At 68.2% G+C, this 19,235-nt stretch carries 18 protein-coding genes; 13 read left to right on the top strand and 5 right to left on the bottom strand.

Annotation, left to right across the window (positions count from 1 at the left end):
* The first annotated feature begins 67 nt into the window (after nucleotides 1–67).
* Together JJB11_RS01175 and JJB11_RS01170 are read left to right on the top strand one after the other, a co-directional pair.
* Nucleotides 68–892 (top strand): lysophospholipid acyltransferase family protein, encoded by an 825-nt coding sequence (locus JJB11_RS01175; protein ID WP_201166074.1) that lies wholly within the window; start codon nucleotides 68–70, stop codon nucleotides 890–892.
* A complete protein-coding gene (locus JJB11_RS01170; RefSeq protein WP_201166073.1) occupies nucleotides 889–1,755 on the top strand; it encodes an LpxL/LpxP family acyltransferase in 867 nt (288 codons plus the stop codon). The genes JJB11_RS01175 and JJB11_RS01170 overlap by 4 nt, the downstream gene beginning before the upstream one ends.
* Here the strand turns inward: JJB11_RS01170 and JJB11_RS01165 are convergent.
* Both JJB11_RS01165 and yihA read right to left on the bottom strand, forming a co-directional pair.
* Nucleotides 1,749–2,642 carry an alpha/beta fold hydrolase gene (locus JJB11_RS01165; RefSeq protein WP_201166072.1) on the bottom strand — a complete coding sequence of 298 codons (894 nt, stop codon included), beginning with the start codon at nucleotides 2,640–2,642 and terminating at the stop codon, nucleotides 1,749–1,751. The two genes, JJB11_RS01170 and JJB11_RS01165, sit on opposite strands and share 7 nt — an antisense overlap.
* A 43-nt stretch (nucleotides 2,643–2,685) precedes the next feature.
* Nucleotides 2,686–3,363, bottom strand: a complete 678-nt coding sequence (yihA, locus tag JJB11_RS01160; RefSeq protein WP_201166071.1) for a ribosome biogenesis GTP-binding protein YihA/YsxC — start codon at nucleotides 3,361–3,363, stop codon at nucleotides 2,686–2,688.
* Nucleotides 3,364–3,598: 235 nt separating this feature from the next.
* On the opposite strand from yihA, the gene JJB11_RS01155 reads away from it, so the two are divergent.
* The 5 genes from JJB11_RS01155 (at nucleotide 3,599) to JJB11_RS01135 (ending at nucleotide 9,502) form a co-directional block, all read left to right on the top strand.
* The gene (locus tag JJB11_RS01155; RefSeq protein WP_377370801.1) at nucleotides 3,599–4,216 is read left to right on the top strand and encodes a c-type cytochrome; all 618 of its coding nucleotides are present in this window, start codon (nucleotides 3,599–3,601) and stop codon (nucleotides 4,214–4,216) included.
* 91 nt (nucleotides 4,217–4,307) lie between these two features.
* Entirely contained in the window at nucleotides 4,308–6,419 is a 2,112-nt protein-coding gene (locus JJB11_RS01150; RefSeq protein WP_201166070.1) for a cytochrome c biogenesis protein ResB, read from the top strand.
* Nucleotides 6,416–7,747: a c-type cytochrome biogenesis protein CcsB gene (gene ccsB / locus JJB11_RS01145; protein ID WP_201166069.1), complete on the top strand. Its 1,332-nt coding sequence runs from the start codon at nucleotides 6,416–6,418 to the stop codon at nucleotides 7,745–7,747. The genes JJB11_RS01150 and ccsB overlap by 4 nt, the downstream gene beginning before the upstream one ends.
* A gap of 73 nt (nucleotides 7,748–7,820) precedes the next feature.
* The gene (gene msrP / locus JJB11_RS01140) at nucleotides 7,821–8,822 is read left to right on the top strand and encodes a protein-methionine-sulfoxide reductase catalytic subunit MsrP (RefSeq protein ID WP_201166068.1); all 1,002 of its coding nucleotides are present in this window, start codon (nucleotides 7,821–7,823) and stop codon (nucleotides 8,820–8,822) included.
* On the top strand, nucleotides 8,822–9,502 hold the full coding sequence (locus JJB11_RS01135; RefSeq protein ID WP_201166067.1) for a protein-methionine-sulfoxide reductase heme-binding subunit MsrQ: 681 nt from the start codon (nucleotides 8,822–8,824) through the stop codon (nucleotides 9,500–9,502). Before msrP ends, JJB11_RS01135 begins: the two co-directional genes overlap by 1 nt.
* Nucleotides 9,503–9,520: 18 nt before the next feature.
* Here the strand turns inward: JJB11_RS01135 and lysA are convergent, their stop codons facing one another.
* Nucleotides 9,521–10,798 carry a diaminopimelate decarboxylase gene (gene lysA / locus JJB11_RS01130; protein ID WP_201166066.1) on the bottom strand — a complete coding sequence of 426 codons (1,278 nt, stop codon included), beginning with the start codon at nucleotides 10,796–10,798 and terminating at the stop codon, nucleotides 9,521–9,523.
* Entirely contained in the window at nucleotides 10,795–11,052 is a 258-nt protein-coding gene (gene lptM / locus JJB11_RS01125) for an LPS translocon maturation chaperone LptM (protein WP_201166065.1), read from the bottom strand. Before lptM ends, lysA begins: the two co-directional genes overlap by 4 nt.
* A gap of 12 nt (nucleotides 11,053–11,064) precedes the next feature.
* On the opposite strand from lptM, the gene cyaY reads away from it, so the two are divergent.
* Nucleotides 11,065–11,394: an iron donor protein CyaY gene (gene cyaY / locus JJB11_RS01120; protein ID WP_201166064.1), complete on the top strand. Its 330-nt coding sequence runs from the start codon at nucleotides 11,065–11,067 to the stop codon at nucleotides 11,392–11,394.
* Here cyaY and JJB11_RS01115 read toward each other — a convergent pair.
* On the bottom strand, nucleotides 11,384–13,846 hold the full coding sequence (locus JJB11_RS01115) for a penicillin-binding protein 1A (protein WP_201166063.1): 2,463 nt from the start codon (nucleotides 13,844–13,846) through the stop codon (nucleotides 11,384–11,386). The two genes, cyaY and JJB11_RS01115, sit on opposite strands and share 11 nt — an antisense overlap.
* 271 nt (nucleotides 13,847–14,117) lie before the next feature.
* Here JJB11_RS01115 and JJB11_RS01110 point away from each other — a divergent pair, with 271 nt between their 5' ends.
* The 5 genes from JJB11_RS01110 to JJB11_RS01090 are packed head-to-tail and all read left to right on the top strand — an operon-like array spanning nucleotide 14,118 to nucleotide 19,230.
* Entirely contained in the window at nucleotides 14,118–15,197 is a 1,080-nt protein-coding gene (locus JJB11_RS01110; protein ID WP_201166062.1) for a pilus assembly protein PilM, read from the top strand.
* Entirely contained in the window at nucleotides 15,194–15,907 is a 714-nt protein-coding gene (locus JJB11_RS01105; protein ID WP_201166061.1) for a PilN domain-containing protein, read from the top strand. The genes JJB11_RS01110 and JJB11_RS01105 overlap by 4 nt, the downstream gene beginning before the upstream one ends.
* 43 nt (nucleotides 15,908–15,950) lie before the next feature.
* Complete coding sequence (locus tag JJB11_RS01100) at nucleotides 15,951–16,616, top strand: type IV pilus inner membrane component PilO (RefSeq protein ID WP_201166060.1); 666 nt, start codon at nucleotides 15,951–15,953, stop codon at nucleotides 16,614–16,616.
* Nucleotides 16,613–17,155, top strand: a complete 543-nt coding sequence (locus JJB11_RS01095) for a pilus assembly protein PilP (protein WP_201166059.1) — start codon at nucleotides 16,613–16,615, stop codon at nucleotides 17,153–17,155. Before JJB11_RS01100 ends, JJB11_RS01095 begins: the two co-directional genes overlap by 4 nt.
* Nucleotides 17,152–19,230: a type IV pilus secretin PilQ gene (locus JJB11_RS01090; protein ID WP_201166058.1), complete on the top strand. Its 2,079-nt coding sequence runs from the start codon at nucleotides 17,152–17,154 to the stop codon at nucleotides 19,228–19,230. Before JJB11_RS01095 ends, JJB11_RS01090 begins: the two co-directional genes overlap by 4 nt.
* Nucleotides 19,231–19,235 lie beyond the last annotated feature (5 nt).

Genomic DNA, 19,235 nt, shown 5'->3' with positions numbered 1-19,235 from the left:
AGCAGAATTCTTTAACGTCGCCCTGCAAGTAGTTCCATAACTCGGCGACGCCAGAATTCTAAACCGCGTGAAACCGCTCTTCCAACTGTTTTCCCGATGGCCCTTGCCGCTGTTGCACTTTGCCGGCGCGGGGCTGGGCTGGCTCACCTTCGTGTGTTCCCCGACCTACCGGCGCCGCTTCCTCGACAACGCCCGGCAGGCGGGGTACGGCTTCGCGCAGGTGCGCCGCGCCGTCGCCGAGGCCGGCAAGCTGCTGGCGGAGACGCCGCGGCTCTGGTTCGGCGCGCCGGCCCCCATCCACTGGGACGGAGCCGAGCGCATCGAGGCGCTGCGGGCCCAGGGCCGCGGCATCGTCTTCCTCACGCCCCACCTCGGCTGCTTCGAAGTGACGGCCCAGGCGTATGCGGCCCGCTTCGGCCGCATCACGGTCCTCTACCGCCCCGCGCGCAAGGCGTGGCTGCGGGAGCTGGTGGCGAACTCGCGCACGCGGGACAACATGCAAGCCGTCCCCACCACGCTGGCCGGCGTGCGCCAGATGCTGCGCGCGCTGCGGGCCGGCGAGGCGGTCGGCCTGTTGCCGGACCAGGTGCCGCCGCGCGGCCTCGGCGTGTGGGCGCCGTTCTTCGGACGCGACGCCTACACCATGACCTTGCCGGCCCGGCTCGCGCAGCAGACCGGCGCGGCGCTGCTGCTGGCCTGGGGCGAGCGCCTGCCGCGCGGCCGCGGCTATGTCGTGCACCTGCAGCCCTGGGAAGGCGCGCTCGCGGAGGATCCGGTGCAGGCTGCGGCGCAGGTGAACGCCGCCATGGAACGCCTCGTGCGCGCCGGCGCGCAGCAATACCTCTGGGGCTACGCGCGCTACAAGCAGCCGCGCACCGAGGCGCCCGCATGATCAGCCGCCTGGGCATTCTCCTGATGCGCGCGCTCGCGCCGCTGCCGCTGCGCTGGATCCGCGGACTCGGGTGGGCCGTCGGCGTGTTGCTGTTCCTGGTGGTGCGCTCGCGCCGCACGGTGGTCGACGTCAACTTGCGCCTGTGCTTTCCGCACTGGAGCGAAGCGCAGCGCCGGCAGGTCGCGCGCGAGGTCTTCATCCACGTGGCGCAGTCCTTCCTCGATCGCGCGTGGCTGTGGCACGGCGACCCGGACGTGCTGCTGCGGCGGCTGGTGCTCACGGGCGCCGTGCGCGAGCTCGCCGGGCACGAAGGCACCATCGTGTTCTGCCCCCACTTCGTCGGACTCGACGCCGGCGTCACCGCCTTGTCGCAGCAGGTGGCCCGCCGCTTCGTGGGCATCTACACGCGCCAGAGCAATCCCGTGGTCGACGCCTGGGCGCTGAAGGGCCGCTACCGCTTCGGCGACTCGCGTCCCATGAACCGCTCCGAAGGCGTGCGCGACATCGTCTCCGTGCTGCGCGAAGGAGGCGTGCTGTACCTGCTGCCGGACATGAACTTCGGTGCGCAGGATTCGATCTTCGTGCCCTTCTACGGCGTGCCGGCGGCGACCGTGCCTTCGCTGTCGCGCTTTGCCCGGCTTGGCCGCGCCAAGGTCGTGCCCCTCATCACGCGGCTCACGCCGACCGGCTACGAGGTGCGCGTGATGGAAGCCTGGGCCGGCTTCCCGACACGCGATGCGGAGGCCGACACCGCGTTGATGAACCGCCGGCTGCAGGAGTACATCGACGAGATGCCGTCGCAGTACTACTGGGTGCACAAGCGCTTCAAGACGCGCCCGCCCGGCGAGCCGGGCGTCTACTGACGCAGGAAGGCTTCGAGCGAGGCGATCACGCGCTGGGGCTGCTCGTGGATGATCCAGTGCGACGCCTCGGGCACCCTTTCCAGCGTGAGATGCGGGACGTATTCCTCCAGGCCCTCGACCAGTTCCGGCAGCAGCGCCGCGTCCTGCATGCCCCAGATGACGAGCGTGGGCAGGTCCACGGTGAGCATCTCGCGCGGCAGCGTGACGGCGGCCGCCGCGGGGTCGCCCTCGCGCGGCGGACGCAGCGGTGAGGCGCGGTAGTAGTTGAGGCCGCCGGTGAGGCTCGCGTCCCAGATCGCGCGGTACTGCGCCTTCACTTCCTCGGTCAGCCAGGGCGCGGGGCCCCAGTTCGTGAAGAATCCCAGCAGCCGGCGGTAGCCGTCCGCGCGCAGCAGCTGCTCCGCGTCCGGACGCGCCAGGAAATTCATGTACGCGCTCGCCTCGCGCTGCTTGGGGCTCTCCTGCAGCGCGCGCAGGAAAGTGCCGGGGTGCGGCGAGTTGACGATGGCCAGCTTGCGCGTGAGCTGCGGCAGCTGGTTGGCGAAGTTCCAGGCGACCGCGCCGCCCCAGTCGTGCGCGACCAGGCAGGCGAGCGGCGCGCCTTCGATCTGCGCCAGCGCCGCGATGTCCTGCACCAGGTGCTTGGGCCGGTAGGCCGCGACGTCCGCGGGCTGCGAGGACTGCTCGTAGCCGCGCAGGTTCGGCGCCACGCAGCGGTAGCCGCCGTGCTCAGGGCGCGCGAAGTGCAGCAGCACCTCGTCCCAGATGAATGCGGCTTCGGGGAAGCCGTGCAGGAACAGCAGGACGGGGCGGCCGCGGTCCCCGGCGCCGCGGCAGCTGAGGTTGATGCCGTGCGGCAGCGGCTGCTGCCAGGTCTCGATCTTCATGCGGGAACCTCCGTGGCCGCGGCGGCAGCGGCGCGGCCGGCGCTCAGGTCGCGTCGGGATGGGCCCACTGCCACAGGAGGAGCGAGGTCTCCTCCACGCCCTGGCGTTTCAGGGCCGAGAACAGTTTGACCTCGCCGCCGGCCGTTTGCAGTCGCGCGATGGACAAGGCCTTGTTGGCATCCGACCGGTTCAGCTTGTCCGCCTTGGTGAGGAGCACGAGGAACTTCATGCCTGCCTCGACGCGCGGGCGGATCACTTCCAGCAGGATGTCGTCGAGCTCGGTGAGGCCGTGGCGCGGGTCCACCAGCATCACGACGCCGGTGAGGCTCTCGCGGGTGACCAGGTAATTGGCCATCACCTGCTGCCAGCGGATCTTGTCCGCCTTGGGCACGGCGGCATAGCCGTAGCCGGGCAGGTCGGCGAGCACCGCATCGGTGGCCCCCTGCTTGCCCAGCGCGAACAGGTTGATCGCCTGCGTGCGGCCCGGCGTCTTCGAGGCGAAGGCCAGGCGCTTCTGCTGCGTGAGCATGTTGATGCAGGTGGACTTGCCGGCATTGGAGCGGCCGACGAAGGCGATTTCCGGCACGTCCAGGGGCGGCAGGTGCTCCAGGCGGGGAGCGGTGGTGAGGAACCTGGCCGTGTGCAGCCAGGCCACCGCTTGCGCGGCCTCCGGGGACGGGGCAGGGGAGGCGGGGCCACGCGGGGCCGGAGGGGAGGTCATTGGGGGGCGGAAGAGGGCGGAGTGCGGCATTGTAGAATCCGGCGGTTTTGCGCCTCATAACGAAAGAAACGTGAAAAAGACGCCTGCCTACCTGCTGCTGGCCGCCGTGCTCGCTGCGTCCGCGCTCCCGAACTGGGCCCAACAGCCCGCCGCATCCGCCGCTGCGCCCGCAGCCAGCATGCCTGCCGCGGGCGCATCGGGGCTCTCGGCTGCGCCCCCGCAGGCTGCGAGTTCGATGCCGGCGCCTGGCCCGCAGGCGGCCACGCCTGCGCCAGCCGCGCCGAACGCGGAGGCACCCAAGACCGCTGCCATCAAGCCCGACCCCGCCGCGGGCGAGGCGAAGTTCGGCACAGTGTGCGTGGCCTGCCACGGCGCGGGCGGCAACTCCGGCACGCCCGCCAACCCGAAGCTCTCGCAGCAGCATCCCGAATACATCGTCAAGCAGCTCGAGGAGTTCAAGGCCGGCAGGCGCCAGAACCCGATCATGCAGGGCTTCGCCGCCCAGCTCACCGACCAGGACATGCGCAACATCGCGGCCTACCTCGGTGCGCAGCAGGCCAAGCCCGGCTTCGCCAAGGACAAGGAACTGGTCACGCTGGGCGAGAAGATCTACCGCGGCGGCATCCAGAACCGCGAGGCGCCCGCCTGCGCCGGCTGCCACAGCCCGAACGGCGCCGGCATCCCCTCCCAGTACCCGCGCCTGGCCGGACAGCACGCCGACTATGTGGCCAGCCAGCTCGTCGCCTTCCGCGACGGCATCCGCAAGAACAGCCCGCAGATGGCCGCGATCGCGGCCAAGCTCAACGACCGCGAGATCCGTGCCGTCGCCGACTATGTCGCCGGCTTGCGCTAGATCAAGTCGTCTGTTGAACTAAACGCCGCGGGGCGGCACCAATCACGGGCGGGCAGCTCCTAGAGCGCCCGCCTTTTTTCGTCCGGAAGTCATGAGCACCATCACCGCCGACCCGCCCGCCGAGCGCGCGCCGCGCCGGCCCCAGGAACTGGTCGAGCTCCTCTCGTCGATGCGGTTCGCGATCGCCCTGCTGACGGTGATCTGCATCGCGTCGGTCATCGGCACCGTGCTCAAGCAGCACGAGCCGATGCCGAACTACGTCAACCAGTTCGGTCCGTTCTGGGCCCAGCTGTTCCTGGCGGTCCACCTCGACGCCGTCTACAGCGCCTGGTGGTTCCTGCTGATCCTCGCGTTCCTGGTCGTCAGCACCTCGCTGTGCATCGCGCGCAATGCGCCCAAGATCCTGGCGGACCTGAAGACGTACAAGGAGAACATCCGCGAAGGCTCCCTGCTGGCGTTCCACCACCGGGCCGAAGCGCGCCTGGCCGACCCGCCGGAAACCGAGGCGCAGCGGATCGGCCAGGCCCTGGCGCGGGGCGGCTGGAAGGTGCGACTGCAGCAGCGAAGCAATGGCTGGATGGTCGCGGCGCGCACGGGCGGGCTCGGCAAGATCGGCTATGTCTCGGCGCACAGCGCCATCGTGCTGGTGTGCCTGGGCGGCCTGCTCGATGGCGACCTGGTCGTGCGCGCGCAGATGCTGTGGGGCGGCAAGCAGCCCTACAACGGCGGCGGCCTGATCTCGCAGGTGTCGGCGCAGCACCGGCTCGCGAGCACCAACCCCGCGTTCCGGGGCAACCTGATGGTGGCCGAGGGCACGGCGTCGTCCACGGCCGTCCTGAACCAGTCCGACGGCATCCTGCTGCAGGAGCTGCCCTTCTCCATCGAGCTGAAGAAGTTCGTCGTGGAGTACTACTCGGCGGGCATGCCCAAGCTGTTCGCGAGCGACATCGTGATCCACGACCGCGACACCGGCGAATCCTTTCCCGCACGCGTGGAAGTCAACCATCCCGTGAGCCATCGCGGCGTGCAGATCTACCAGTCGAGCTTCGACGACGGTGGCTCCAGCGTCACGCTGAAGGCGGTGCCCCTGGACGGCAGCGGCCATGGCTTCGACGTGCAGGGCACGATCGGCGGATCCACCGAGCTGACGCGCGGGCCCGGTGGCGGCGCGCAGAAGATGACGCTGGAGTACACGGCGCTGCGAGTGATCAACGTGGAGAACCTGGGTGGCAACGAGGGCAGCGGCACGGACGTCCGCAAGGTGGACCTGAAGGCGGCGCTCGACGCGCGCCTGGGTGCGGCCAACAAGCCCGATGCGAAGAAGAAGCTGCGCAACGTCGGCCCCAGCATCACGTACAAGCTGCGCGACGCGTCGGGCCAGGCGCGCGAGTTCCACAACTACATGTTGCCGGTGGACCTGGGCGACGGCGCGCCGGTGTTCCTGCTCGGCATGCGCGAGGCCGCCGACGACACCTTCCGCTACATGCGGATCCCGGCCGACGACAAGGGCAGCATGGACGGCTTCCTGCGCCTGCGCGCCGCGCTCGCCGACCCGGCGATGCGCGAGGCCGCGGTGCGCGCGTATGCGAAGCTCGCGACCGATCCTTCGCGGCCCGAACTCGCCCAGCAGCTCACGGCCTCGACCTTGCGGGCGCTGTCGCTGTTCGCAGGCGCCGAGGGCGGACCGGGCAAGTCCGTGGGCGGACTGCAGGCGGTCTCCGAATTCATCGACGGCAACGTGCCGGAGGCCGAACGTCCGCGCGCCGGCGAGGTGCTGGTGCGCATCCTGAACGGCGCGCTGTTCGAACTCATGGAGCTGAGCCGCGAGAAGGCGGGCCTGGCGCCGCTGCCGCGCGACGAGCACGCCCAGGCCTTCGTCACGCAGTCCGTGCTGGCCCTCAGCGACGCGTTCGCCTACCCGGCGCCCATGGCCTTCGAACTCCAGGACTTCAAGCAGGTGCAGGCCAGCGTGTTCCAGGTGACGCGCTCGCCCGGCCACTACATCGTCTACCTCGGCTGCGCCTTGCTGATCCTGGGGGTTTTCGCCATGCTGTATGTTCGGGAGCGTCGGCTCTGGGTCTGGCTCAGCCCGGCCGAAGAGGGATCGCAGGCGCGCATGGCGCTGTCCGCCAACCGCAAGCTGCTGGACGTGGACCGCGAATTCGACAAGCTCCGGGACCGGCTCTTGGGAGACCGCACATGAACACCGCCACCACTACCGCAGGCCGCACCATCACGCTGGACGAAGGCTACTTCTCCCGGCGCAACTGGTTCGACTGGCTGTTCGCCGCCTTCGTCCTCGCCGGCGGCTTGTATGCCTTCGGCAAGTACCACCAGTACATGGACGTGTACGAGAAGGGCATCCTGCTCGCGGCCATGCCGGCCGGCATCTGGCTGGGCTGGTTCTGGCGGCCGCTGCGCGTGCTCATGCTCACGGTCGCGTGCTTCTCGCTCTTGTCCATCGCTTCGTACCAGGGCGACATGGCGCGCGCCGACAGCGTCTTCTGGCTGAAGTACTTCCTCTCCAGCCAGTCGGCCATCCTCTGGATGAGCGTTCTGATGGTGATGAGCACGGTGTTCTACTGGATCGGCACGTTCGCGCGCGGGCAGGGGCCGGCCATGCAGGCCATCGGCTCGCGCCTGGCCTGGGCGGCCGTGGGCATGGCCCTGATCGGAATGATGGTGCGCTGGTACGAGAGCTACCTCCTCGGCCCGGACATCGGCCACATCCCCGTGAGCAACCTCTACGAGGTGTTCGTCCTCTTCTGCTGGCTCACCACGGCCTTCTACCTGTACTTCGAGGAGCAGTACGGCACGCGCGCCCTGGGCGGCTTCGTCATGCTGGTGGTGAGCGCCGCCGTCGGCTTCCTGCTCTGGTACGCGTTCGCGCGCGAGGCGCAGGAGATCCAGCCGCTGGTGCCGGCGCTCAAGAGCTGGTGGATGAAGCTGCACGTCCCGGCGAACTTCATCGGCTACGGCACCTTCTCGCTGGCCGCGATGGTCTCCTTCGCGTATCTCGTGAAGCAGCACGCGACGGAAGTGCGCTGGACCCGGCTGGCCCCGCTGTGGGCCGTCGGCGTGTTCCTGACGGTGCTGCCGCTCGTGTTCCGCAAGTCCGTGCAGGGCAGCACCACGTACTGGGTGATGTACTTCGGGGTCGCTGCGCTGATCGTGGGCGGCATCCTGTTCACCCGCCGCCGCATCGCCGAGAAGCTGCCGCCGCTGGAAGTGCTGGACGACCTCATGTACAAGTCCATCGCCGTGGGCTTCGCCTTCTTCACCATCGCCACGGTGCTGGGCGCGCTGTGGGCGGCGGAAGCCTGGGGCGGCTACTGGAGCTGGGACCCCAAGGAGACCTGGGCGCTGATCGTCTGGCTGAACTACGCGGCCTGGCTGCACATGCGGCTGATGAAGGGGCTGCGCGGCAATGTGTCTGCCTGGTGGGCCCTCGTGGGGCTCGCGGTCACCAGTTTTGCCTTCCTGGGCGTGAACATGTTCCTGTCCGGGCTACATAGTTACGGCGAACTCTGATCCGGTGTAACCGGCGCGGCTTTCGCTTCGTACTAGTCGGGGACCTTCACGAAACCCCGAACCAGGAGAACCCATGCTGATCCGAACCGGCCGCGATGGCTTCCAGCACCCCCTCGCCAGCGAGATCACGCCGCGCGCGGTGTACGAACAGCGGCGCCAGATGCTCAAGTGGATGGCCGGCGGCGCGGCCGGCGCGGCCCTGGCGGGCTGGGCGCAACGCGAGGCCTTCGCCCAGCAGGTGACGCATCCGGGCAAGCTGCAGCCCATCGCAGCGGTGCGCTCCACGGTGCCCGGCGCGGTGACCATGGAGAAGCCGACCGAGTACAAGGACGCAACCAGCTACAACAACTTCTACGAGTTCGGCACCGACAAGGCCGACCCGGCGGAGAACGCGCACACGCTGAAGACGCGTCCCTGGACCGTGGAGGTCGAGGGCCTGGTGAAGAAGCCGGCGAAGTTCGCGATCGACGACCTGGTGAAACTCGCGCCGCAGGAGGAGCGGATCTACCGCCTGCGCTGTGTCGAGGGCTGGTCCATGGTCATTCCGTGGGTCGGTTATTCGCTGGCCAGGCTGATCGAGAAGGTCGAGCCGCTGGGCAACGCGAAGTTCGTGGAGTTCGTCTCGCTCGCGGACCCCAAGACCATGCCCTTCGTGGGATCGCGCGTGCTGGATTGGCCCTACACAGAAGGCCTGCGCATGGACGAAGCCATGCATCCGCTGACGCTGCTGGGCTTCGGCATGTACGGCGAGGTGCTTCCCAACCAGAACGGCGCACCGGTGCGCATCGTCGTGCCGTGGAAGTACGGCTTCAAGAGCGCCAAGAGCATCGTCAAGATCCGGGTCACAGACCGCATGCCGCCGACTGCCTGGAACAAGGCCGCCGCCAACGAGTACGGCTTCTATTCCAACGTGAACCCGAACGTCGACCACCCGCGGTGGTCGCAGGCCACGGAGCGCCGCATCGGCGAGGGCGGCGGTCTGTTCGCGAAGCGCACGAAGACGTTGATGTTCAACGGCTACGAAGCGCAAGTCGGCCAGCTGTATGCCGGCATGGACCTGAAGAAGAACTTCTGATGTCGGCCGCCAAGGCGCTGCTGCACCCGGCGGCCAAGCCGCTGGTGTTCGTGCTCTCGCTGCTGCCGTTCGCCTGGCTGTTCTACGCCGCGGCGACGCAGAACCTCGGGGCCAACCCGCAGGAACACCTGATCCGCTCCACCGGCGACTGGACCTTGCGCTTCCTGTGCCTGACGCTCGCCGTCACGCCGGCGCGCGTGGTCCTGAAGCTGCCCACGCTGCAAAGATTCCGGCGCATGCTGGGCCTGTTCACGTACTTCTACGTCGTGCTGCACTTCCTGTCGTACAGCTGGTTCGACCAGGGCTTCGACTGGCCCGAGATCGTCAAGGACATCGCCAAGCGGCCCTTCATCCTGGTGGGCTTCGCGGCCTTCCTGCTGCTCACGCCGCTGGCCGCGACCTCGTTCAACCGCGCGGTGAAGGCGCTCGGCGCGAAGCGGTGGCAGGCGCTGCACCGGCTGGTGTATGCGATCGCCCTGCTGGGGATCCTGCACTTCTTCTGGATGCGCGCGGGCAAGAACAACTTCGCCGAGGTCGCGGTGTATGCGGCGATCCTCGCGGTCCTGCTCGGATGGCGCGTGAAGGAGGCGCTCAGGAAGCGCGCGTCGCGCAGCCCGGCGCCGCCCGGGCGGGACGTGCGGACTGCGCGCAGCGTGGCGCGCCAGGAGTCGCGCGTGTAGGAACGGGCTGGCGCCCGTTCAGGGCAGCAGCTTTTCCTTGCGCACCTGGTCGGCGAAATCCTCGCGTTCGCGGATCAGGTGCACGGTGGCGCCGTCCACCAGCACTTCGGCCGCGCGGCCGCGGGTGTTGTAGTTGCTCGCCATGCTCATGCAATAGGCGCCGGCCGACAGCACCGCCAGCAGGTCGCCGGGCTGCGCCGCGAGCTTGCGGTCGCGGCCGATCCAGTCGCCGCTCTCGCACACCGGGCCGACCACGTCGTAGGTGACCGGCTTGGCCGTGGTGGCCTGCAGCGGGACGATCTGGTGGAACGCCTCGTACATCGCGGGCCGGGGCAGGTCGTTCATGGCCGCGTCGATCACGCAGAAGTTCTTCTGCTCGCCGGGCTTCAGGTACAGCACCTCGGTCAGGCAGACGCCTGCATTGCCCACCAGCGAGCGGCCGGGTTCGATCATCAGCTGGCGCTCGCCGAAGCCGCGCGCATCCAGGCGCGCGAGCAGGCGCTGCCACAAGGCATCGGCCGCCGGCGGCTGCTCCGCGTTGTAGACGATGCCCAGGCCGCCGCCGAAGTCGATGTGCTGCAGCGGGATACCGGCCGCCTCGATGGCGGTGACCAGGTCCAGCACGCGATCGAGCGCGTCGAGGTAAGGCGACACCTGCGTGATCTGCGAGCCGATGTGGCAATCGATGCCCACCACGCGCAGGCCGGGCAGGGCGGCCGCGCGCTGGTACGCGCGCAGCGCCTCCTTGTGCGCGATGCCGAACTTGCTGCCCTTCAGGCCCGTCGAGATGTAGGGATGGGTGAGCGGATTGACGTCCGGGTTCACGCGCAGGCTGACCGGCGCGCGCGTTCCCGTCTCCATCGCGACGCCGCTCAGGACCTCGAGCTCGGGCTCGCTCTCGACGTTGAAGCAATGGATGCCGGCTTCGAGCGCGCGGCGCATCTCGCGGCGCGTCTTGCCCACGCCCGAGAAGATGATGTCGCTGCCGCGGGCGCCTGCGGCCAGCACGCGTTCGAGTTCGCCGCCCGACACGATGTCGAAGCCGCAGCCCGCGCGCGCGAACACCTGCAGCACCGCAAGCGCGGAGTTCGCCTTCAGCGCGTAGCAGACCTTGGCGTTGCGGCCGGCGAAGCCGCGCTGGTAGGCCGCAAGCGCGGACAGCATGGACGCACGCGAGTAGGCGAACAGGGGCGTGCCGTGTTCGCGCGCGAGGTCCGCGAGGCGCACGTCTTCGAGGTACAGCGCATCGCCGCGATACTGCAGGTGCGGCGCACCGGGGAGGATGGTTGCGCTCATTGGTTGTGCAGCGGCGAGACGGTGCCGGTCGGCGGAGTACTGGAACTGGACGCGGCGGTGGAGGGTACGATGGCCGTGGCGCCCCCGTTCGGGTTCAGGGTATCCGGCAAGGAGGCGCGGCCCGCCGCGGCCTCCCCGGTGGGCAGCAGGAGGGGGCCTTTCTGCCCGCAGGCAGACAGCAGCGCGAGCAGGGCCATCGCGGCGAGGCGACGGCGCGCACCCGCGCTGACTAGAATTTGTTGGACACCGAACATCTGGAAATTGTAATGACGGATCTCGAGTACCTCGACCGCGCGGAAGCCCTGCTCGCCAGCGTCGAGGCGAACTGCGATCGCATCAACGAGCGCAGCGACGCGGATATCGACAACCAGCGCGTCGGCGGCATGGTCACGCTCACCTTCGCCGACCGCAGCCAGATCATCGTCAATCTGCAGAAGCCGCTGCAGGAGGTCTGGCTGGCCGCCCGCTCGGGCGGCTTCCACTACAAGTGGGACGGCCAGTGCTGGCGCGACACGAAGACCGCGGCGGAATTCTTCGCCGACCTGAGCCGCTACGCGAGCGAACAGGCCGGCCAGCAGCTCTCCTTCAGTTCCTGAACAGGTCCAGGATGCTGCGGCGCTCGTCCGCCGGCGCCGGCGCGACCGGCGGCGGCAAGCCGTTGGAGTTCATCATGCTCTTGTCGCTGGGGACGCCGGGAGCCTGTTCGCCGGAGGGACCAGGCGCGCCGCCTGCCGGACGCGGGGGCGTATCGCCGCCGCTCAGGCCGAGGCTGGACACGCCGTTGCCGCGCGCATTCTCCTCGTAGTACCAGTCGCCGCCGACGTTCACGACGCCCTCGGGCGCGGTCGGTTCCATGACCGGCACACCCTTCAGGGCAGTCTGCATGAAGTCCACCCACACCGGCAGGCTCAGGCCGCCGCCGGTTTCGCGGTCGCCCAGCGAACGCGGCGTGTCGTATCCCATCCAGACGATCGCCACCAGCGTGGGCTGGAAGCCGTTGAACCAGGTGTCGATCGAATCGTTGGTGGTGCCGGTCTTGCCGTACAGGTCGGGGCGCTTGAGTTCGCGCTGGGTGCGGGCGGCCGTGCCGACGCGCGCGACTTCCTGCAGCAGCCGGTCCATGATGAAGGCGTTGCGCGCGTCGATCGCGCGCATGGACTCGTTCAGCAGCGGCGGCTGGCTTTCGACCAGCGTCTTGCCCTTCTGGTCGGTGATGCGCGTGATCAGCCAGGGATTGATCCGGTAGCCGCCGTTGGCGAACACCGAATAGCCCAGCGCCATCTGCATCGGCGTGACCGAGCCGGCGCCGAGCGCCATGGTGAGGTAGGGCGGATGCTTGTCCGCGTCGAAACCGAAGCGGGTGATCCAGTCCTGCGCGTTCTGCGTGCCCACGGCCTGCAGGATGCGGATGGAGACCATGTTCTTCGACTTGGCGAGCGCCGTGTGCAGCGGCATCGGGCCTTCGAACTTGCCGTCGTAGTTCTTCGGCTCCCAGGGCTGCCCGCCGGTGACGCCCGCGTCGAAGAACAGGGGCGCGTCGTTGATGATGGTCGTGGGCGAGAAGCCCTTCTCCAGCGCCGCGGAGTAGATGAAGGGCTTGAAGCCCGAGCCGGGCTGCCGCCAGGCCTGCGTCACGTGGTTGAACTTGTTCTTGTTGAAGTCGAAACCGCCGATCAGCGCGTGGATGGCGCCGTCGCGCGGGTCGACCGCGACGAACGCGCCTTCGACTTCCGGCAGCTGGGTGATCTCCCAGGTGTCCTTGGGCGTCTTCATCACGCGGATGATGGCGCCGCGGCGGATCTTGATCTTGGGCGGCGCCTTGTCCGAGAGCCCTGAGCGCGCGGCTTCGAGGCCGGCGCCGACGATCTCGACCTGGTCGCCGTTGCCACGGACCGCCGTGATCTTCTTCGGGTTCACCTCCAGCACCACGGCGGCCATCACGTCGCCGTTGTCGGGGTGGTCCGCCAGCGCGTCGTCGACCGCGTCGTCCAGTTCCTTGGGATCGGAGGGCAGGTCGACGAAGCGCTCGGGACCGCGGTAGATCTGCCGCTTCTCGTAGTCCATGATGCCCTTGCGCAAGGACTTGTACGCGGCTTCCTGTTCGTTGGACTTGATCGTGGTGTAGACGTTCAGGCCGCGGGTGTAGGCCTCGTCGCCGTATTGCGCGAACACCAGCTGGCGCACGGTCTCGGCGATGTATTCGGCCCGCACGCCGGTGGTCTGCACGCCGGTGCGCACGTGCAGCTCCTCCTTCTTGGCGGCCTCCGCCTGCTCGTGGGTGATGAAGCCGTTCTCCTCCATGCGCTCGATGATGTACAGCTGGCGCGAGCGGGCGCGCGAGGGGTTCGTCACCGGGTTGAAGGTGGAGGGCGCCTTGGGCAATCCGGCCAGCATTGCCGCCTCGGCGATGGTGATGTCCTTCAGCGGCTTGCCGAAATACGTCTCGCAGGCCGCCGCGAAGCCATACGCGCGGTTGCCCAGGAAGATCTGGTTCATGTAGATCTCGAGGATCTGGTCCTTCGAGAGCAGGTGTTCCAGCTTGAACGTGAGCAGCACCTCGTACAGCTTGCGGGTGTAGGTCTTCTCGGTGGAGAGATAGACGTTGCGCGCCACCTGCATGGTGATGGTGGAGGCGCCCTGGCTCTTCACGCGTCCCAGGTTGGCCACCGCGGCACGCACCATGCCCTTGTAGTCGACCCCGGAGTGCTCATAGAAGCGCGCGTCCTCGATCGCCAGCACCGCGTTCTTCATGACCGCGGGGATCTGGTCGATCGGCGTGAGGTTGCGCCGCTCCTCGCCGAACTCGCCGAGCAGCACGCCGTCCTGGCTGAAGATGCGCATCGGCAGCTTGGGCCGGTAGTCCGACAGCTCCGAGATGTCAGGCAGGTTCGGATAGGCGACCGCGAGCGCCACGCCGCCGATGGTCAGCACCGCCAGCAGGCCGGCGAACGCCAGGCCGAAGGCCCAGGCGAAGAACTTGATCAGGAATCGCTGCCAGGCCGGACGAGGGGCGGGGCCGGGAGCGGCGGAAGAAGGTTCGGAAGACATAGAACTCCATCGGGCGCGTCCCCGGAGCGCCCCCATTATCTAGAAAACGTCAGAGCTGCCGCATCCTTGACAGTTCCGCGTCTCGCGTCGCGCGGTCTCTTGCAGCTGGGGCTCGAACGCCCGCAGTATGGCAGCAATGCTCGTCGGCTTTTGACAACGCACCGAGGGCTCCGTGGCCGGAATTTCCTTTGGCGACAAGGGTGTTACTGCTAGCATTCAAGTGGAATCTTAAGATCGTTACGCCTTGACACTGGCGTCGTAGGAGACGGGTTTGATCTCAATCGGCTCTCTGTTTGGCAGCAAGTCCGCGCCCTTGCTGGGCCTGGATATCAGCTCCTCCAGCGTCAAGCTGGTCGAACTCGGGGTGGCCAAGAACGGTGGCTACATCCTCGAGCGCTGCGCGATCGAGCCCCTCGAGCGCGGCTGGATCACTGACGGCAACGTGGAGAAGTTCGAGGAAGTGGCGGAAGCCATGCGCCGGGTCGTCAAGAAAAGCGGGACGCGCACGCGCAACGTCGCGATGGCGCTCCCGGCCTCCGCCGTCATCACCAAGAAGATCATCCTGCCCGGCGGCATGTCCGACCAGGAACTGGAGATCCAGGTGGAGAGCGAAGCCAACCAGTACATCCCCTTCTCGCTCGACGAGGTGAGCCTGGACTTCTGCGTGGTCGGCCCGAGCCCCACGTCGCAGGGCGACGTCGAAGTGCTGATAGCCGCCTCGCGCAAGGAAAAGGTGCAGGACCGGCAGGGCCTGGCCGAGGCCGCGGGCCTGAAGCCGGTGATCATCGACGTCGAGTCGTATTCCTCCCGCCTCGCCGCCGGCCGCCTGATCAGCAACCTCCCGAGCGAGGGCAAGGACCAGATGGTCGCCCTGTTCGAGGTCGGCGCCTCCACCACCAGCATGCAGGTGATCCGCAACGACGAGGTCCTCTACGACCGCGACCAGGCCTTCGGCGGCGCCCAGCTCACGCAGCTGATCGTGCGCCAGTACGGCTTCTCGCCCGAGGAGGCCGAGAGCAAGAAGCGCAGCGGCGAGTTGCCCGACGACTACGAGTCCGGCGTGCTGCGGCCCTTCGTGGACAGCATGGCGCAGGAAGTGGCGCGCGCGCTGCAGTTCTTCTTCACCAGCACGCCCCACAACCGCGTCGACCACATCATGGTGGCCGGCGGCTCGGCCAGCCTGCCTGGCCTGAGCGAATCCATCACGGCCGCCACGTCCTTCCCCTGCGACCTCGCCGACCCGTTCCAGGGCATGCAGTTCGGGGACAACGTGCGCGAGAAGAAGGTTCGCCGGGAAGCGCCGTCGTACCTGACGTCGTGCGGCCTGGCCATGCGGAGGTTCGTGCAGTGATCCTCATCAACCTGTTGCCCCACCGCGAAGCGGCGCGCAAGCGCCGCCGCGAAATCTTCTACGCGGCGCTCGGGGCCGCCGCGGTCGGCGGCCTGGTCGTCGCCGGCGGCATCTGGCTGTGGTTCACCGCCCAGATCTCCGCCCAGCAGGACCGCAACCGGATCCTGAGCACGGAGATCAGCAAGCTCGAAAGCCAGATCAAGGACATCGCCACGCTGCAGGAGGAGATCGCCGCGCTGCGCGCCCGCCAGCAGGCCGTGGAAGACCTGCAGTCGGACCGCAACATGCCGGTGCACCTGCTCAACGAACTGGTCAAGCAGCTGCCGGACGGGGTGTATCTCACGAGCATGAAGCAGAACGGCGGCGTGGTGGCGCTCACGGGCGTGGCCCAGTCGAACGAGCGCGTCTCCGAGCTGCTGCGCAACCTCAGCTCCAACAGCCCGTGGCTCACGCACCCGGAGCTCGCTGAAATCGTGGCGGGCAACGTGCAGATCGGCAAGGACCAGCGCCGGGTGGCCAACTTCCGCATGAGCGTGAAGCTGCTGCGGGCGAGCGAAGTGAAGGTCGTGGCCAAGGCCCCGGCCGCCGGCGCCAGCGGCGCAGCCCTCCCGCCCGGCGCCGCCGTGCCGGCCAGCGCCGCGGTGGCTGTCGCCGCGCCCGCGCCCGTGCCCGCAGCCGCACCCGCCCCCGTTCCTTCGGTGAAGAAGTGAACATGGCCGCCGATTCCACGCACACCTCGATCAGGGACTAACCATGGCTACCGTCAAAGGCATCGACACCGCCGCCATGTTGGAGAACATCAAGGCGCAGTTCCGCGGCCTCAACCCGAACGATCCGGCGTCCTGGCCGCTCGTGCCCAAGGCGGCTCTGTGCACGCTGGTCACGGCCGCCATCGTCGTGGCCCTGTGGTTCGTCTGGCTGAGCACCTCCGCCGAGGAACTCGAGGCGGAGCAGAAAAAGGAAGAAGTCCTCAAGTCGGACTACCAGAAGAAGCTGGCGCAGGCCGTGAACCTCGACGCCCTGCGCAAGCAGCGTGAACAGGTCCAGCAGTACGTGACGCAGCTCGAGAAGCAGCTTCCGAGCAAGGCGGAGATGGACGCCCTGCTGTCCGACATCAACCAGGCCGGCCTGGGCCGCACCCTGGCGTTCGAGCACTTCCGTCCCGGCCAGGTGATCGTCAAGGAGTACTACGCGGAGCTGCCGATCTCCATCCGCGTGTCCGGCCGCTACCACGACATCGGCGCCTTCGCGTCCGATATCGCGCACCTCTCGCGGATCGTGACGCTGAACAACCTGGACATCGCCGTGGCGCCCAACGGGCTGGTGATGGAGAGCACGGCCAAGACCTTCCGCTACCTGGACACCGACGAAGTGGCCGCGCAGCGCAAGGCGACGGGCAAGGGAGGGAAGAAGAAATGAAGTACGCCGCCCTTCTCGCCGCCGCGGCGGTCGTCGTCCTCGCCGGCTGCGCCGGTTCCGATACGGACGAAATCAACGCGTGGATGGCCCAGCAGAGGGCCACCACCAAGCCCAAGGTCACGCCGATCGCGGAGCCCAAGAACTTCACGCCCGAAGCCTACGACCAGGAAGCGCAGGTCGAGCCCTTCAGCAGCCAGAAGCTGGCGCAGGCGCTCAAGCGCGACTCGCAGCAACAGGGGCAGGCCAGCGCCGCGCTGCTGGCGCCCGAGTTGACCCGCCGCAAGGAGCCGCTGGAGGCGTTCCCCCTGGACGCGATGTCCATGGTCGGCAGCCTGATCAAGAAGGGCGAGCCGGTCGCGCTGGTCAAGGTCGACAACCTGCTGTACCAGGTGAAACCGGGGAATTACCTGGGGCAGAACTACGGAAAGATCACCAAGGTGGGAGAGAGCGAAGTCGTGCTGCGCGAGCTGGTCCAGGATGCGGCCGGTGAGTGGGTGGAGCGAGTCGCGACACTGCAACTGCAGGAGAAGGGGAAATGATGAAAACAAATATGTGGAGTTGGCGAGCCCTCCTGGCGGCTGCGGCCACCCTGGCTTCGGCCTGGGTGCATGCGGCGCCTGCAGTGGAGAACATCACCGGTTCGCTGCAGGGCGGGCAGGAAGTGGTGCGCGTCGAGTTTTCCGAACCCCTGACGTCGCTGCCGACCGGCTTCGTCACGCAGTCGCCGGCGCGCATCGCGCTGGACGTCCCCGGCGCCTCCAACAGCATGGGGCGCAACGCGGTGGAGATGAACGTCGGCAACCTGCGCTCGGTCAACGTGGTGCAGGGCTCCGACCGGTCGCGCGTGGTGCTGAACCTGAAGACGCCCACCAACTACAAGCTGCAGCTCGATGGCAAGGCGCTGCTGGTGTCGCTGGACCCCGTGGCGCAGACGGCGCAGGCCGCAGCGGCGCAGACTCCGTTCGCCGAGAGCCGCAACCGCGAGATGCAGCCGCTGAAGGACCTGGATTTCCGCCGCGGTCCCGACGGCTCCGGCCGCGTGATCGTGGACCTGCCGACCAACCAGGTGGGCGTGGACATCCGGCAGCAGGGCCAGACGCTGGTCGTCGACTTCCTGAAGTCTTCGCTGCCCGAGGGCCTGCGTCGCCGCATGGACGTGACCGACTTCGGCACGCCGATCCAGACCGTCACCACCACGCAGCAGGGTGACCGCGTGCGCATGGTGATCGAGCCGCGCGGCGCCTGGGAACACAGCGCCTACCAGTCGGACACGCAGTTCGTGGTCGAAGTGCGGCAGCAGAAGCAGGACCCGAACAAGCTCAGCCAGGGCCCGGGCTACACCGGCGAGAAGCTGTCGCTGAACTTCCAGAACATCGAAGTGCGTTCGCTGCTGCAGGTGATCGCGGACTTCACCAACTTCAACATCGTCACTTCGGACTCCGTCACGGGCGCCGTCACGCTGCGCCTGAAGGACGTGCCGTGGGACCAGGCGCTGGACATCATCCTGCAGGCCAAGGGCCTGGGCATGCGCCGTTCGGGCAACGTGCTGTGGATCGCGCCCAAGGATGAAATCGCCGCCAAGGAGAAGCTGGAGCTCGAGTCCAACGCCGCGATCCAGAGCCTGGAGCCGGTGCGCACGCAGGCCTTCCAGATGAATTACACGAAGGCCGCCGACATCGCGGTGCAGCTGACCGGCACGGGCTCCTCGCGCATCCTGAGCTCGCGCGGCAGCGCCATCGCCGAGCCGCGCACCAACCAGCTCTTCGTGACCGACGTGCCGTCCAAGCTGGAGGAGGTGCAGCAACTGGTCGCGCGCCTGGACATCGCGGTGCCGCAGGTGCTGATCGAGGCACGCATCGTGGAGGCGCAGGACAGCTTCGGCAACTCCCTTGGCGTGAAGCTGGGCGCCGGCTTCCCGTCCTTCGGCGTCGGCGGCGGCGGCCGCGGCGTCGTGTCCAACTCCTACGATACGGCGGTGGCCCAGAAGAACACGGGCGCGACGAGCGACCTGCCCTTCGTGAACCTGCCCTCGCAGGGCGCCGGCGGCTTCCCCGCCGCCACCCTGGGCGTGTCGATCTTCAACTCCTCGCTGACCCGCTTCCTGAACCTGGAGCTGTCCGCCCTGGAGGCCGACGGCAAGGGCCGCCTGGTGTCCAGCCCGCGCATCGTCACCGCCGACAAGACCAAGGCGCTGATCGAGCAGGGCACGGAGTTCCCGTACCAGCAGGCGACCTCCAGCGGCGCCACCTCGGTGTCCTTCCGGCGCGCGACGCTGAAGCTGGAAGTGACGCCGCAGATCACGCCCGAGGGCAACATCATCCTGGACCTGGACATCAACAAGGACAGCCGCGGCGAGACGACCGCCGCGGGCGTCGCGATCGACACCAAGCACATCAAGACGCAGGTGCTGGTCGACAACGGCGGGACGGTGGTGATCGGCGGCATCTTCACGCTCGACGATGCCTCGAACGAGTCACGCGTGCCGGTTCTGGGTGACATCCCCGTCGCGGGCAACCTGTTCAAGTACCGCGACCGCTCGACCAAGAAGACCGAGCTGCTGGTCTTCATCACCCCCAAGGTGGTGGCCGACAAGCTGGGTGCCGCCCTGCGCTGAGCCTC

The sequence above is a fragment of the Ramlibacter ginsenosidimutans genome, assembly GCF_016654015.1.
Lineage (GTDB): Bacteria > Pseudomonadota > Gammaproteobacteria > Burkholderiales > Burkholderiaceae_C > Ramlibacter > Ramlibacter ginsenosidimutans.
The sequence above is the reverse complement of the archived record's forward strand: the minus strand, read 5'-3'. Positions and strand labels throughout refer to the sequence as shown.

Coding starts and splice junctions, on each gene's coding strand:
- JJB11_RS01170 (WP_201166073.1), top strand. CDS start 889: ATGATCAGCCGCCTGGGCATTCTCCTGATGCGCGCGCTCGCGCCGCTG.
- JJB11_RS01090 (WP_201166058.1), top strand. CDS start 17,152: ATGATGAAAACAAATATGTGGAGTTGGCGAGCCCTCCTGGCGGCTGCG.
- JJB11_RS01135 (WP_201166067.1), top strand. CDS start 8,822: ATGTCGGCCGCCAAGGCGCTGCTGCACCCGGCGGCCAAGCCGCTGGTG.
- JJB11_RS01150 (WP_201166070.1), top strand. CDS start 4,308: ATGAGCACCATCACCGCCGACCCGCCCGCCGAGCGCGCGCCGCGCCGG.
- cyaY (WP_201166064.1), top strand. CDS start 11,065: ATGACGGATCTCGAGTACCTCGACCGCGCGGAAGCCCTGCTCGCCAGC.
- msrP (WP_201166068.1), top strand. CDS start 7,821: ATGCTGATCCGAACCGGCCGCGATGGCTTCCAGCACCCCCTCGCCAGC.
- JJB11_RS01095 (WP_201166059.1), top strand. CDS start 16,613: ATGAAGTACGCCGCCCTTCTCGCCGCCGCGGCGGTCGTCGTCCTCGCC.
- JJB11_RS01100 (WP_201166060.1), top strand. CDS start 15,951: ATGGCTACCGTCAAAGGCATCGACACCGCCGCCATGTTGGAGAACATC.
- JJB11_RS01115 (WP_201166063.1), bottom strand. CDS start 13,846: ATGTCTTCCGAACCTTCTTCCGCCGCTCCCGGCCCCGCCCCTCGTCCG.
- lptM (WP_201166065.1), bottom strand. CDS start 11,052: ATGTTCGGTGTCCAACAAATTCTAGTCAGCGCGGGTGCGCGCCGTCGC.
- ccsB (WP_201166069.1), top strand. CDS start 6,416: ATGAACACCGCCACCACTACCGCAGGCCGCACCATCACGCTGGACGAA.
- JJB11_RS01165 (WP_201166072.1), bottom strand. CDS start 2,642: ATGAAGATCGAGACCTGGCAGCAGCCGCTGCCGCACGGCATCAACCTC.
- yihA (WP_201166071.1), bottom strand. CDS start 3,363: ATGACCTCCCCTCCGGCCCCGCGTGGCCCCGCCTCCCCTGCCCCGTCC.
- lysA (WP_201166066.1), bottom strand. CDS start 10,798: ATGAGCGCAACCATCCTCCCCGGTGCGCCGCACCTGCAGTATCGCGGC.
- JJB11_RS01155 (WP_377370801.1), top strand. CDS start 3,599: ATGCCGGCGCCTGGCCCGCAGGCGGCCACGCCTGCGCCAGCCGCGCCG.